This window comes from Kocuria sp. CPCC 204721 (assembly GCF_040980945.1).
GTDB classification, from domain to species: domain Bacteria; phylum Actinomycetota; class Actinomycetes; order Actinomycetales; family Micrococcaceae; genus Kocuria; species Kocuria marina.
The window spans coordinates 73,890-88,022 of record NZ_JAVKPO010000004.1; the positions used below are offsets into that span (position 1 = coordinate 73,890).

The window sequence follows — 14,133 nt, forward strand, 5'->3', positions numbered from 1 at the left end:
CATGAGACAGTAAAGGCCATGAGACCCCGCAAGGTTGTCATCGTCAGCCGAATCTTCCTCCCCGAACCGGCGGCCGCGTCCTTCCGTCTGGCCGCCCTGGCCAGGGGCTTCGCCGCAGAGGGGGCCGACGTCACGGTCCTGACCACGAACCCGCCCCGCGCCATGGCTGCGGCCACCGTGGACGAGCCGTACCGCATCGTGCGGGTCCCCGTTCTGCGGGACAGCGAGGACTACGTCCGCGGCGTGGCCCAGTACCTGAGTTTCGACGTCCAGGCCTTCGCCCGCCTCCTCACCATGAACGCGGACATCGTGGTGAGCGAACCACCCCCCACCACGGGACTCGCGGTGTGGCTGTCGAGTGCACTGCGGCGTCGTCCGTACATCTGGTACAACCCGGACGTGTGGACCTCCGCGACCCTGAACATGGACGTCCCCTCGGTGGTGACGCAGCTGATGCGCGTTGCGGAGACCGTGTCCGCCCGGCGCGCCGGCGGTGTGATCACGGTGTCCGAGTCGATGGGCGAGGAACTGCGCCGCGTGACCGGGGTCGGGCGGGACAAGATGTTCCTCGCCGAGAACGGGATCGACACCGACACCTTCACCGCGGACGGCCCCGCCGAACCGTGGCACGGACCGTATTTCGTGTACGCGGGGTCCGTGTCCGAATGGCAGGGTATGGACATCTTCATCGAGGCGCTCGCCCGGATCCTGCCGCGCCACCCCGGGGTGACCCTGCACGTCCTGGGGCGCGGGTCGGACCTCACCCGCGTCCAGGGGGTCGCCGCGCGGCTGGCCCCGGACAACGTCGTGTTCCACGGCGTGCAGCCCCCGGCGCGCACCGCGGCGTTCCTGCGGGGTGCCGTGGCCGCCCTCGCCTCCGTCATCCCGCACACCGGGTACGACTTCTCCAAGCCCACCAAGCTCTACGCGGCCGCCGCGTGCGGCACACCGTCCATCTACGCCGGGGTGGGCGCGGGTGCCCGCCTCGTGTCCGAGAACCGGTTGGGAACGCCCGTGGAGTTCACCCCCGAGGCGGTCGCGGACGCCATGGAACGCGCGCTCGACGACGCCCGCTCGGGTGAGCGCGAGGGCGCGCGTGAGCGCCGTCGGACGTGGGCCCGCGAGAACGCGTCGCTCGCGGCGTCGGGGCGAGCCGCCGCCGCGTGGGTGCTCAGCGGCTTCACCCGGGACGCCCGCTGAACGCGGAGCGCGCGCCGCACTGTCATCCCGGCGCCGCGATGCGTGAACCCCGCCGTCCTCCGAGCTGCGGCGCCGTCGCCGAAGCGGCCGAGCGGCGTCGCACCCCGCGCACGACGCCGCCGTGTGACGACGCTCACGAGGCGCGGCGCTGTGCGGGTCACACAGGGCGCACGGGGTGGTGTCCGGTATTTTTAGGCCAGACGATGTCCGTGCATGAATCGCGGAAGATGCTAGGAGAAACACATGAACACTGATCTGGTGGTCGTGGGCTCGGGTCTGTTCGGTTTGACCGTGGCGGAACGAGCGGCGCGAGAAATGGGTCTGAAGGTCACCATGATCGACCGGCGTTCCCACCTGGGCGGCAACGCCTACAGCGAGAACGAGGAGCGGACCGGGATCGAGGTGCACCGCTACGGGGCCCACCTGTTCCACACCTCGAACGAGCGCGTGTGGGAGTACGTGAACCGCTTCACCGCGTTCACGAACTACGTGCACCGGGTGTACACCCGGCACAAGGGGGAGGTGTTCCCCATGCCCATCAACCTGGGCACGATCAACCAGTTCTTCCGCGCGGCGTACTCCCCGGGGGAGGCACGCGATCTGATCCGCGAGCAGGCCGGTGAATTGGCGGGCACGGATCCGCAGAACCTCAACGACAAGGGCATCCAGCTGATCGGGCGCCCGCTGTACGAGGCGTTCATCAAGCACTACACCGGCAAGCAGTGGCAGACCGATCCGAAGGACCTGCCCGCGTCCATCATCTCCCGGCTGCCCGTGCGCTACACGTACGACAACCGCTACTTCAACGACACCCACGAGGGCCTGCCCGTGGACGGGTACACCGCGTGGCTTGAGCGCATGGCGGACCATCCGAACATCGACGTGCGCCTGGACACCGACTTCTTCGACGACTCCCAGGAGTTCTCCAAGTCGAACGTGGTGGGCCAGGTCCCCGTGGTCTACACGGGCCCGGTGGACCGGTACTTCGACTACGCCCAGGGCGACCTCTCGTGGCGCACGATCGATCTGGAGGAGGAGGTCCTGGACATCGAGGACTTCCAGGGCACCTCGGTGATGAACTATCCGGACGAGGACGTCCCGTTCACGCGCATCCACGAGTTCCGCCACTTCCACCCGGAGCGTGACTACACCAAGGACGCGACCGTGATCATGCGGGAGTTCTCGCGTTTCGCCGAGAAGGGTGACGAGCCCTACTACCCCGTGAACACGCAGGCGGACCGCGAGAAGCTGCTCGCGTACCGGGATCTGGCCAAGGGGGAGTCGTCGGTATTGTTCGGCGGCCGCTTAGGCACGTACAAGTACCTGGACATGCACATGGCCATCGGCTCGGCATTGTCCATGGTGGACAACAAGATCGCACCGCATTTCACCTCCGGTGCGCCCCTGAGCAGCGGAGGAGTGGACGAGTGAGCAGCGAACGCGTGGAACAGGCCAGCCAGCCCGAACCGCAGACCACGGATGACCAGGAGTACCTGGCCAAGATCAACACGGAGCCCAGCACAGCGGAGGACCTGCGGGAGGTGGCCCGGGTCGTGTTCCCCGCGAACAAGGACTTGGACGCCCTGCCGCTGTACATCGACGGTCCCATCAACCGGGACGGCCCGTCCTCGGCCGGCGCCGACACCGCCAACCAGCACCCGGACGACATCCTCTCGCGCCGTTCGGTGCGGATCCGGGCCGGGCGACGCGTCTCGTTCGGCTCCTACTTCAACGCGTTCCCGGCGTCCTACTGGCGCCGCTGGACCGTGGCCGAGTCCGTGGTGCTGCGTGTGCGCACTACGGGTGCCGGATCGCTCATCGTGTACCGCACGAATGCTCGCGGGGTCGCGCAGCGCGTCGAGGACCGCCGGGTCAGCGGGAGCGCCACGTGCGAGTTCGAGCTCACGCTGGCCCCGTTCGGTGACGGCGGCTGGTACTGGTTCGACCTGATCGCGGACGAGGAGGGCATGGTCCTGGACGCGGCGTCCTGGCTCGTGCCGTCCCATGGCCGCCCGGTGGGTCGCGTGACCCTGGGCGTGACCACGTTCAACCGCCCGGACTACTGCGTCAACACGATCAAGACCATTGCCGAGGCGGACGGCCTGGACGAGGTCCTCGACGAGCTGATCATCGTGGACCAGGGCAACAAGCTGGTTCAGGACGAACCCGATTTCCCGCAGGCCGAGCAGGCCATGCGCGGGAAGCTGCGGATGATCCGGCAGGGGAACATGGGCGGATCCGGTGGTTTCGCCCGGAACATGTACGAGGTCGTGCGCGGCCGGGACACCCCGAACGGCGTGGAGAAGTCCGACTACGTCCTGATCCTGGACGACGACATCCTGCTCGAGTCCGAGGGCGTGCTACGGGCCACCGCGTTCGCGGACATGTGCCACACCCCGTCCATCGTGGGCGGGCACATGTTCGACATGTACAACAAGCCCCTGCTCAACGCGTACGCGGAGGTCGTGAACCCCTACCGGTTCTTGTGGGGTCCCATCGACGGCCTGGGTGGCGTGGACTTCGCCGAGCGCGGTCTGCGTTCGCGCCCCCAGCTGCACCGGCGCTGGGACGCCGACTACAACGGCTGGTGGATGTGCCTGATCCCGCGCGTGGTCCTCGAGGACATCGGGCTGTCCCTGCCGGTGTTCATCAAGTGGGACGACTCCGAGTACTCGCTGCGAGCCAAGGCCGCCGGCTACCCGACCATCTCCCTGCCGGGTGCGGCCGTGTGGCACGTGTCGTGGGCGGACAAGGACGATGCCGTGGACTGGCAGGCGTACTTCCACGAGCGCAACCGCCTGATCGCGGCCCTGCTGCACTCGCCGTTCGCCAAGGGCGGGCGGATGCTGCGCGAGTCCCTGACCACGGACACCAAGCACGTGGTGTCCATGCAGTACTACCCGGCCAAGTCCGTGTTGCTCGCGATCCAGGACGTCCTGAACGGCCCGGACGGGCTGCACGCCATGCTGCCCACCCGCATGCCCGAGATCCGCTCCATGAAGGACGAGTACTCGGACGCGCGCGTGGTCAAGGACCCGGCCACTCTGCCGCCGGTCCGGCGCAAGAAGCCCCCGCGCACCATGGGGGCTCCCAAGTCTCCGACCAAGGCGCAGCTGATCCCGTGGGCGGTGCGCACCGTGCTCAAGCAGACGCTGCGCCCCGTGCGGGACATGGCCAAGGAGTACCCGGAGGCCAGCGTGGCGCACATGGACAGCCACTGGTCCTACCTGGCGTCCCTGGACTCGGCGATCGTCTCCAACGCGGACGGCACCGGGGCGTCCTGGTACCGCCGGGATCCCGCTCAGGTCCGTGAGCTCATGGTGGAGAGCGTCAAGCTCCACGCCGAGTTGCTCTCCCGTTGGGACGCGCTGAGCGAGCAGTACCGCGCCGCCCTCCCGGAGATCACCTCGGTGGACGCGTGGGCGCGGACTTTTGCGGAGAACGGCCCCGCGCAGTAATTTGGCCCCTGCACGACGCCGCACGCAGACTTCCGCGTGCGGCGTCGGCGTGTATCCGGTCACGGCGCACAACGGCCCGTGCGAGGAAAGGACGGCAGATGGAAATGCAAGCCCCCGCGACGCAGTTGCGGCCTCCGGGGCAGGACCGCGGCCTGCGGGACGTGTTCGCCAACAGGTTCCTGCTCAAGCTGATCGTGGACAAGGAGATCCAGATCAGGTACCGCGGCACGGTGCTGGGTCTGTTATGGTCCTACCTCAAGCCGGGCGTGCAGTTCCTGGTGTTCTACATCGCCATGGGCGTGTTCCTGGACCTGAACCGGGGGATCGAGAACTTCGCGGTCTACCTGTTCTCCGGGATCGTGGTGATGAACCTGTTCGGTGAGGTCTTCGGCAACGCATCGCGTTCGGTGGTGGCCAACGGCGGTCTGCTCAAGAAGATCTACCTGCCACGGCAGTTGTTCCCGGTGTCCAACCTGCTGGTCGCGTTCATCCACTTCGTCCCGCAATTGGCCATCCTGCTGCTCGCGTGTCTCGTGACCGGGTGGCGCCCGGACCTCAAACAATTGCTGGCCGTGGTCGTGGGGACGCTGATCATCGCCCTGTTCTCCCTGGCCCTGGGCATGTTGTTCACCACGTTCAACGTGTTCTTCCGGGACGCGGAGAACATCGTGGACCTGATCGTCATGGTCTCCACATGGGCCTCGCCCGTGCTCTACATGTGGACCATGGTGCGGGAGAAGCTGTGGGACTGGGTGTACTACGTCTACATGGTCAACCCCCTCACGGTGGCCGTGGAACTGTTCCACTACGGGTTCTGGTTCCCCACCACGGATAACCCGCAGATCTGGCACGTCCCGCCCCACCTGATGACGGGCTGGACCCCGTTGGCCATCGTCACCAGCCTGATCCTCTTCGTGATCGCGGACCGGCTCTTCCGGTCCCAAGAGGGCAACTTCGCGCAGGAGCTGTGAATCATGTCTAGTTCAGTCACCCCGCACACCCCCGGGCGCACCGAGGCGGACGTCGCCATCCGGGTCAGGCACATGACCAAGGAGTTTGTGCTGCGCCACACCCGCTCCATGAAGGAGGCCTTCGTGTGGCTCGTGAAGGGCCGCAAGGGGGACCTCACGGCCAAGTTCACGGCACTCAACGACGTCTCGTTCGATGTCTACGACGGTGAGACCGTGGCCCTGCTGGGCTTCAACGGTTCGGGCAAGTCCACGACCCTGAAGATGATCTCCGGGGTCATGAACCCGGACTCGGGGGAGGTGCTCACGCGGGAGCGCGTGGCGGGGCTCATCGAGGTGGGCGCGGGGTTCCACCCGGATCTCACGGGCCGCGACAACGTCTACCTCAACGGCGCCATCCTGGGGATGGACAAGGCGGAGATCGACGCCAAGTTCGACGACATCGTGGCCTTTTCCGAGATCGCCGAGTTCATCGACACCGAGGTCAAGTTCTACAGCTCCGGCATGTACTTGCGCCTCGCGTTCTCCGTGGCCATCCACACGGACCCCGAGGTCTTCCTGGTGGACGAGATCCTCTCCGTGGGGGACGAGCCGTTCCAGAAGAAATGCATCGGCCGGATCAAGGACCTCGTGCGACGCGGCAAGACCCTGGTGGTGGTCTCCCACGACCTCAACCTCGTGATGGACATCTGCGAGCGCGGCATCGTGATGGACCACGGCAACAAGGTCTTCGACGGCAACGTCTACGGCGCCGTCGCCCACATGCGCAACCAGCCCGAGGAGGAGGTGCGCCGCGAGCACGCGGAAGGCCTCGCGCGCGCCCTCGAGGACAAGCGCCGCAAGCGCGAGTGGCAAGCCCGCGAGGCCGCCGAACGCGGCGAGGAATTCGTGCCCCAGTACGACCCGGACCTGGACGGGCCCCTGGCTGGCTGAGCCCGCCCCCGCTTCCCGACCTTCGGACGACGCCGCCAGATTTCCTGTCTCGCGGCGGCGTCGTCGTGTGCCGGAGGGCCGCTCAGTCGCAACCGGTGATCTCGTACAGCTTGGCCTCGGGACCGGTCTGGGCGATCAACTCGAACCCGTTCTCGGGTGTGAGCTCGGAGTAGCCGCTCGTGTCGAAGTACGCGAACGGGTTGACCTGTTGCGTGCCGAAGTCCAGGACGAACTGTACGTGGTGGCGGCGCAGCGCGGGGCACACCGCGGGATCGGTCGTGAGCTCGTCCAGGTGGTGGACGATCGTGGAGACGTCCTTGTCCGCGATCAGGCCGTTGTGCGGAATCAGCACGTCCACGTCCGCGACCGAGTAGGCCTGGGAGGTCCCGGTCAGGGGATTGCCGTACACCGTGGCTCCCGGGGGAACGTACTCGGGCAGCTCGTGCAGCAGCTGCAGCTCCTCCGGGGTGAGCAACTGGTAGTCGACCCCGCTCGCGTACTCCGTCTTGCCGTACTCCACGATGTCGGTCATGGGTTGCGTCTGGATCAGCATCCACCCGACGATCACGGCGAGCACCCCGCCCACCACGGCCGCGCAGCGGGAACGCACCACGGGCCTGATCCGGGCGGCGGTGTCCCGCACAGCGGAGGAGGCCCGGCGGCTGCGCGCGGCCCGACCGAGGGCCTGGCGCACGTGGGAGACGATCCAGCGCAGGATCGCCACGGCACCCGCGGTGGCCAGCGGCACCGCGACCACGGGGATCAACGCCAGGATCCGGTGGGAATCGTTGTACCAGACACCGGTCCAGTCGTAGCGGAAGGAGTAGTCCCGCGAGGCGGCCACCAGGACGTAGAGCCACACGAGGAACAGCCATGCTCCCACCACCCAGCGGGAGGTGTGGCGCAGCAGGCTCCCCGCGCCCACGAGGACCAGCAGGACCAGGACCCACGGCAGGTGGGGGGCGTCCGGGTGCACGGTCGCGAGGGCCTCACCCAGGGCCTGCGCCTCGGTGACGTGGGGCCGCCACGAGGACGCGGTCTGGGAGGCGCGCGCGGCGAACCAGATCTGCTGCAGCACCGCGGGCATCGCCAGGAGACCCACGGCCCCGAGGACCTTGATCCACCACGGGCGGGTCCGGCGCACCGTGCGCCACCACGCGGTCACGAGCATGATCCACAGCAGCGCGAGACCCACCACCACGGTGGAGGGGTGGGCGAGACCCATGGCGCCGGTGACCGCGAGCAGGGTCAGCCACAGGGCGAGTTTCGAGCGCAGGTAGGGCTCCCGGGACAGCCCCAGGGCATCCGCGAGCAGACCCAGCCACAGGGGCAGCATGGCGATGGAGAGCGTGTTGGGGTACAGGTTGCCGTAGAAGCTCAGCAGATACGGGAACGCGGGGAAACTGGATGCCATCAGCCCCGTGGCCACCGCCACGGCGGGACGCGAACCCAGCAGCCGGGTGGTGAAGTACAGGCTCCCCAGCACCCACACCATGCCGCACACGATCATGGTCATGGCATTCGCCGTGAGCGCCACGGGCAGGTCGGCGACCTGGGCCACGAACGCCACTGTGTTGTGCCACGCCGCCGGGTAGAAGCTTGGTTCCACGACGCCCAACCCACCCAGGGTCAGGGAGGACGCGGACCCGGTGTCCTCGATGTAGCGCACCGCGTTGTAGTGGAAGTTCGCGTCGTAGGTCTGAGAGATGGCATCGGGGCGCTGCATGATCAGGTGCAGTCGCTGCACCACAATCCCGATCCCCAGCACCGCACCGCACACCACGGCCACGGCGGGGCTAGTGATCCGTTCCCGCAGCGGGACGGTCCCGGCCCACGGACCGGTGCGGCGGCGTCGTGAGGGCCACAGCACGAGCCACAGGATAACGGCCGCGACCGCGAACGCCGCGGACGCCGTGAGTGGGTTCCACGGCACGCCCGCGAAACCGAAGATGACGGCGGAGACGGAGAAGCCGGCCACGGACAGCGGCACCACCGACGCCCATCGGGCGAGCCCCCGCAACCCCAGGGCCACGCTGAGCAGCGTGCCGGGGAGGATCACGAGGAGTGCTACGAGAGCGTACGGGGGAAGTGCTTCTGGCCAGCTCAAGGGATCCATGACTCCAGATGTCAACGGGGCGGGGTACGTGGGAAGTTTAGTGGACGGGGCTGGCGGGGGCTCGTGCACACCCCACAGGGTGCAATCGGGCGGTGCCCGCCCGCCGGGGAAGTCGGAGACGCCAGCGACGATCCCCGCAGACGCACTGCTGGGACGGCGCAGGCACGCCGGTGGCTCGGTCGCGCTATGGAACAATGGTCGGGTGAGTCGAGCGTGGATTGTGATGCCCGTGTACAACGAGGCCCAGGTGGTGGGGGAGGTCCTGGAGAACCTCCGCCGGACGTTCCCGCACGTGGTGTGCGTGGACGACGGCTCCCGTGACGACTCCGCGCGGATCTGCCGCGAGGCCGGCGCCGTGGTGGTCCAGCACCCCATCAACCTCGGTCAGGGTGCCGCCCTGCAGACGGGTTTCGAGTACGCCTTGCAAGACCCGGAGATGGACTGCGTGGTCACGTTCGACTCCGACGGCCAGCACCGGGTGATCGACGCGTACGACATGGTTCAGCGCATCCGCTCCGGTGAGGCCGAGGTGGTCCTGGGCTCCCGGTTCCTGGACGACCGCACGCAGGTCTCACCGCTAAAACGCCTCGTATTGCGCACCGCGGCGTTCGTGTCCAAGTTCACGAGCGGGATGGACCTCTCCGACGCCCACAACGGGTTGCGGGCCATCGACCGGGGGACCCTGGGCAAGATCCACCTCAAGCAGAACCGCATGGCCCACGCCTCCGAGATCGTCAACCAGTTCGCGCAGATCCAGCCCCGGTGGGTTGAGCACCCGGTGGAGATCATTTACACGGAGTACTCCAAGGGCAAGGGCCAGTCTCTGCTCAACGGTGTGAACATCCTGACCGAACTGTTCGTGAAGTAGCGGGAGCCCCCACATGACCATCGTGGTCCAGATCGTCCTCATCCTCGCCGTGGCGTACGGTGCGCTCACGCTCGTGCGCGGCGGGGCCAACGCCAAGCACCAGGCGATCCGCCGGCTCGCGGCCGTCGCGTTCTTCGTCTTCGCGGCCATCTCGATCCTGGTCCCGGACCTCGTCACGAGCGTCGCGCGGTTCCTGGGCATCGGCCGTGGTACGGACCTGGTGCTCTACGCGCTCGTGGTGCTGTTCATGGTCACGCAGTACACCACAGCGCAGCACCGCCGTGCGGAGGAGGTCAAGCTCACCCGCATCGCCCGGCACATCGCCATCTCGGAGACCGAGAAGCCCTGGGAGCCCGACGCCGCCCACGGCGAGCGTCGCTCGGTGCGCGCCTTCCGCCACACCTCGCCGCTGGGTCGGCCGGTGGAGGCGCCATCGTCGGGGTACTCGTCCGGGCACAACGCTGCTGGGCCGGGTTCCGCACAGCAAGAAAATACCGGGCTATAGGCCAGAGGCCACACCCGGTACATAGTCATTTTACTCCCCGGAATCGGGCCCAGCGATGCCGGGCTGGGAGGCATGGTCATACATCCTCAAGCCGAGGCACGCAGTCTTCCTCTCGGTCAGGAAATCGGGCACACCACATCGTTTGGCGACATGGTCTGCGAGTAGGGCCTTGGGCGACCGGGAACCGTCGAGTCCCGCTGTGAGACGTTATTTATCCCGGTCGGATCGCCCCTATGAGTAACCGTTCGAACAACTTCAGGTAGGCCGTCCACGGATCTGCGAACCCTGCCACCGGGTCGGCAGGATCTCGAGCAGCGACGCAACAGAAGAAACGGAAGTCTCTGTCGGCCAAGACGGTGTCCACGAAGCCCTTGTAAGTATTGAGGGCGCCCTGGGTGAGCTCCGTGAGGTGGAACGTGCCGTAGTCATGGGTTCGGTCTCGGTACTTCTGCATGCTGCGCAGTACCCGGGGAGGCTCAGGGTGAAGGAGAAGGCCGACAGCGAAGAATCTGTCTCGGGAGATCGAGCCTGTTTCGTCGAGAAAAGCGGGAGGGGGGTGGGTCTTAGGCAGAAACAGGTGCTTGGCCACTCTTCCCTCCTTCCATCGGTGGCGTCATCGTAAGGCGGCCGGGTCGCACGCTCATTCTCGACTTGCGCCGTTGGCCCCGCATGGAGCTTGTGCTGCCGAGGTCCAGGTCTCTCAGTGACGTCGCGGCGACCAGCTCGGCCGGACTAGCGCGTCCTGCCCCATTGGTCGTGATGCCCATCACGCTCGATGCAGTTGCATAGTGGGTCGGAACATGACGCCCATGGCCGGGTTCATCGGTGCACGTCAGCGGGGTTATCCACAGACCGGGTGCCGTGTCGTGTCGATCAGCTGCGATTTCCCCTAGCGTTCCCTGCAGAGTTGACCAGCCGGTAACGGGTTCGGGGGAATCCCAGGGGGAGTCATGGCCGTAGGGGTCGCCGAGGACGCGATCGGGTTGATCGAGGCGGATGTGCGTGAGCAGATCCGGCGCAGCGGGTTGGATCCGTTGCATGAGGTGGAGCCCACCCGTCAGATCGTGACCGCTGTGGTGGCGGAGTACGACGTGCGTTCGGCGCGTGCGGGGTTGCCGCGGGTGCAGGACCTTGAGGCTGCCCGTAAGACGGTGCTGGACCTGGTGGCCGGGTACGGTCCGTTGCAGCCGTTCCTGGATGATCCCGAGGTCGAGGAGATCTGGATCAACGGCCCGACCGAGATCTACATCGCCCGCGACGGCGAATCCGAGCTGACGAGTCTCGTGCTGAGCGAGTCACACGTGCGCACCCTCGTGGAGCGCATGCTCAAGTCCTCGGGGCGCCGCCTGGATCTGAGTTCCCCGTTCGTGGACGCCTCCCTGCCGGACGGTTCCCGGTTGCACGTGGTGATCCCGGACGTCACCCGGGCGCATTGGGCGGTGAACATCCGCAAGTTCGTGGCACGGGCCCGCCGTCTGGAGGATCTGGTGGGGTTGGGCTCGCTCACCACCCAGGCCGCGCAGTTCCTGCATGCGGCGGTGGATGCCGGGTTGAACATCCTGGTGTCGGGGGCCACCCAGGCCGGGAAGACCACCCTGCTCAACTGCTTGTGCGCGGCGATCGGCCCGCGGGAGAGGGTGATCACGGTCGAGGAGGTCTTCGAGCTGAAGGTGGCGCTGCGCGACGTCGTCGGCATGCAGTGCCGCCAAGCGAACCTCGAGGGCACGGGCGAGATCCCGCTTCGCCGGCTCGTGAAGGAAGCGCTGCGCATGCGCCCGGACCGGTTGGTCGTGGGGGAGGTGCGCGAGGCCGAGAGCCTGGACATGCTCATCGCGCTGAATGCCGGGCTGCCAGGGATGTGCTCGCTGCACGCCAATTCTGCCCGTGATGCCGTGACCAAGATCTGCACCCTGCCGCTGCTCGCGGGCGAGAACATCAGTAGCGCGTTCGTGGTACCCACCGTGGCCTCGTGCTTCGACCTGGTCGTCCATTGCCACCGCGCGCCCTCGGGTCACCGGTACGTCGCCGAGATCCTGGGCATCGGTAACCGGGTGGAGAACGGCGTCATCGAGACGTACCCGATCTTCCGCTTACAGGACGGTGCCCTGCGCGCGGTGGCCTCGGAGCTGCCCTCGGCCCACAAGTTCACGCGCGCGGGCTATTCTCCGGCGTCGCTGATTCACGACGACGCTCCGGCGAGTACCGCGTCCGACGACGCCGGCCGCATCGCTACGCCCGAGGACAACGCGTCGCGAACGGGGCGGCGAGACCCATGAGTGCGTTGTTCGGAGTACTGCTGGGAACCGGGGTGTTCCTCGTGTGGTGGTCGTGCTGGACCCGGCCACCCGCCGCGCGGACCAAACACACGCGGGCAGGCTACCTCCGCACCCTGTTGTTACGGGCGGATCTCCCGGGCCTGTCACCCGCGGCGTTCATCGGGCTGAGCCTGCTCCTCGCTCTGGTGGCGGGGGTGTTGATCCTGGCGCTGACGTCCGCCGCGGTGTTCGGCCTGTGCGTCTTCCTCGTGACACTGTGCCTCCCGCTGTGGCTCGTCAAACGGCGCGCACGACGCCGCACGGCCGTCCTGCGCGAGGTCTGGCCCGACGTCGTGGACCATTTGCGCTCCGCGATCCGCGCGGGGATGGGCCTGCCCGAAGCCCTGATGCAACTGCAGTACCGGGGACCGGAACCCCTGCGACCCGCGTTCGCCCAGTTCGCGGCCGACTACCGTGCTAGCGGTCAGCTCCACGGGTCGCTGACCATGCTCAAGCAGCGGCTCGCCGATCCCGTGGCGGACAACATCGTGGAGGCGCTGCGCGTGACCCGCGAGGTGGGCGGCACCGATCTGGGGAAGTTGCTGGGCACCCTGTCCGAGTTCCTGCGGGAGAACGAACGAACCCGCAGTGAACTGGAAGCCCGGCAGTCCTGGACCGTGAACGCCGCTCGGCTGTCCGTGGCGGCACCGTGGCTCATCCTCGCGCTCATGGCCACCCAACCCGCAGCGGTCCGCGCCTACAACACGGCCACCGGCGCCGCCGTGCTCCTGGGTGGGCTCGCGATCTCGGTGCTGGCGTACCAGCTCATGCTGCGCCTGGGCGCCTTACCCACCGAGCGGAGAGTGCTGCGATGAACCTCACCGTGCTGTCCGGGGTGCTCGGACTCGTCCTCTCGCTGGGACTGTGGCTCATCCTTGCCGCGGCCAAGGCCGTGGGAGCGCCCAGCTTCGCGGACCGGATCGCCCCGCAACTGCGTGCCGCGGAGCTCTCCGCCGGACTCGGGGACAACCCCTGGCGCTCACGGCGCTCCCGCGGCCAGTCCCTGACGGGTGCGGCGGGCAACGCTCTCATGCACTGGATCCTTCAGCGCGCAGCGCCCCTGTTCTCCAACGCGGACGTCCTCGCCCGACGACTCGTGCGGGACGGTTCCCGTAAGGATGTCATGGACTACCGCGCCGAACAGGTGCTCTTCGGTGTGGCCGGAGCGGTCGTGGGCAGCGTGATCGGAACGGCCCTGGTGCTGCGGGCGGACGTGAACATCGCGATCCTCGCCGTGGGTGCCGTCCTCGGCGCGGGGACCGGTGTATGGCTGCGTAACTACCTCTTGAGCCGCAGTATCCAGCGCCGGGAGAAGCGCATGCTCGCCGAGTTCCCCGCCGTGGCAGAGCTCATGGCGCTCGCGGTAGGCGCCGGGGAAAGCACCGTGGGCGCGCTCGAACGGGTGTGCCGGGTCGCGGAGGGCGAGTTGGTCGGGGAATTCCGAGCGGTGCTCGCCCAGACGCGCGCCGGGTCCGGATTGACGACGGCGCTGCAGGACTTCTCGGCGCGCACCGACGTCGTGGTGCTGGGCAGGTTCGTGGACGGCATCGTCGTCGCCATCGAACGGGGCACCCCGCTCGCTGACGTGCTGCGAGCCCAAGCTCAGGACGTGCGGGACCACGACAAACGGGTCCTGATGGAGATCGCCGGCAAGAAAGAGATCGCGATGCTCGTCCCGGTCGTGTTCTTCATCCTGCCGTTGAGCGTGATGTTCGCGGTGTTCCCCGGACTCGCGGTCCTGGACCTGGGGTTCTGACGGATCGGCTCCCG

General features: G+C 67.6%; 12 protein-coding genes. 10 read left to right on the forward strand and 2 right to left on the reverse strand.

Going from position 1 to position 14,133, the window contains the following annotated elements; all coding sequences use genetic code 11:
• Window positions 1-18: 18 nt before the first annotated feature.
• The 5 genes from RF637_RS05525 (at window position 19) to RF637_RS05545 (ending at window position 6,559) form a co-directional block, all read left to right on the forward strand.
• Window positions 19-1,200 carry a glycosyltransferase family 4 protein gene (locus tag RF637_RS05525; RefSeq protein ID WP_368844349.1) on the forward strand — a complete coding sequence of 394 codons (1,182 nt, stop codon included), beginning with the start codon at window positions 19-21 and terminating at the stop codon, window positions 1,198-1,200.
• A 243-nt stretch (window positions 1,201-1,443) separates the two neighbouring features.
• A complete protein-coding gene (glf, locus tag RF637_RS05530) occupies window positions 1,444-2,631 on the forward strand; it encodes a UDP-galactopyranose mutase (protein ID WP_131332640.1) in 1,188 nt (395 codons plus the stop codon).
• Complete coding sequence (locus tag RF637_RS05535) at window positions 2,628-4,658, forward strand: glycosyltransferase (protein ID WP_368844350.1); 2,031 nt, start codon at window positions 2,628-2,630, stop codon at window positions 4,656-4,658. The genes glf and RF637_RS05535 overlap by 4 nt, the downstream gene beginning before the upstream one ends.
• Before the next feature lie 98 nt (window positions 4,659-4,756).
• A complete protein-coding gene (locus tag RF637_RS05540) occupies window positions 4,757-5,629 on the forward strand; it encodes an ABC transporter permease (RefSeq protein WP_085107590.1) in 873 nt (290 codons plus the stop codon).
• 3 nt (window positions 5,630-5,632) lie between these two features.
• Complete coding sequence (locus RF637_RS05545; RefSeq protein WP_064845820.1) at window positions 5,633-6,559, forward strand: ABC transporter ATP-binding protein; 927 nt, start codon at window positions 5,633-5,635, stop codon at window positions 6,557-6,559.
• An 82-nt stretch (window positions 6,560-6,641) separates the two neighbouring features.
• Here the strand turns inward: RF637_RS05545 and RF637_RS05550 are convergent, their stop codons facing one another.
• The gene (locus RF637_RS05550; protein WP_368844351.1) at window positions 6,642-8,675 is read right to left on the reverse strand and encodes a DUF6541 family protein; all 2,034 of its coding nucleotides are present in this window, start codon (window positions 8,673-8,675) and stop codon (window positions 6,642-6,644) included.
• A gap of 202 nt (window positions 8,676-8,877) precedes the next feature.
• Here RF637_RS05550 and RF637_RS05555 point away from each other — a divergent pair, with 202 nt between their 5' ends.
• Entirely contained in the window at window positions 8,878-9,543 is a 666-nt protein-coding gene (locus tag RF637_RS05555) for a glycosyltransferase family 2 protein (protein WP_239318262.1), read from the forward strand.
• A 13-nt stretch (window positions 9,544-9,556) separates the two neighbouring features.
• Window positions 9,557-10,048 carry a DUF2304 domain-containing protein gene (locus RF637_RS05560; RefSeq protein ID WP_131332643.1) on the forward strand — a complete coding sequence of 164 codons (492 nt, stop codon included), beginning with the start codon at window positions 9,557-9,559 and terminating at the stop codon, window positions 10,046-10,048.
• A 211-nt stretch (window positions 10,049-10,259) separates the two neighbouring features.
• Here the strand turns inward: RF637_RS05560 and RF637_RS05565 are convergent, their stop codons facing one another.
• Window positions 10,260-10,637 (reverse strand): hypothetical protein, encoded by a 378-nt coding sequence (locus tag RF637_RS05565; protein ID WP_144930665.1) that lies wholly within the window; start codon window positions 10,635-10,637, stop codon window positions 10,260-10,262.
• A 361-nt stretch (window positions 10,638-10,998) separates the two neighbouring features.
• Between RF637_RS05565 and RF637_RS05570 the strand changes: the two genes are divergently transcribed.
• Genes RF637_RS05570 through RF637_RS05580 form a run of 3 tightly spaced genes read left to right on the forward strand, consistent with a single transcriptional unit; the run spans window position 10,999 to window position 14,119 of the window.
• Complete coding sequence (locus RF637_RS05570; protein ID WP_368844352.1) at window positions 10,999-12,324, forward strand: CpaF family protein; 1,326 nt, start codon at window positions 10,999-11,001, stop codon at window positions 12,322-12,324.
• A complete protein-coding gene (locus RF637_RS05575) occupies window positions 12,321-13,178 on the forward strand; it encodes a type II secretion system F family protein (RefSeq protein ID WP_085107572.1) in 858 nt (285 codons plus the stop codon). Before RF637_RS05570 ends, RF637_RS05575 begins: the two co-directional genes overlap by 4 nt.
• Window positions 13,175-14,119, forward strand: coding sequence for a type II secretion system F family protein (locus tag RF637_RS05580; protein WP_368844353.1), 945 nt, complete (start codon window positions 13,175-13,177; stop codon window positions 14,117-14,119). Before RF637_RS05575 ends, RF637_RS05580 begins: the two co-directional genes overlap by 4 nt.
• The last annotated feature ends 14 nt before the right edge of the window (window positions 14,120-14,133 follow it).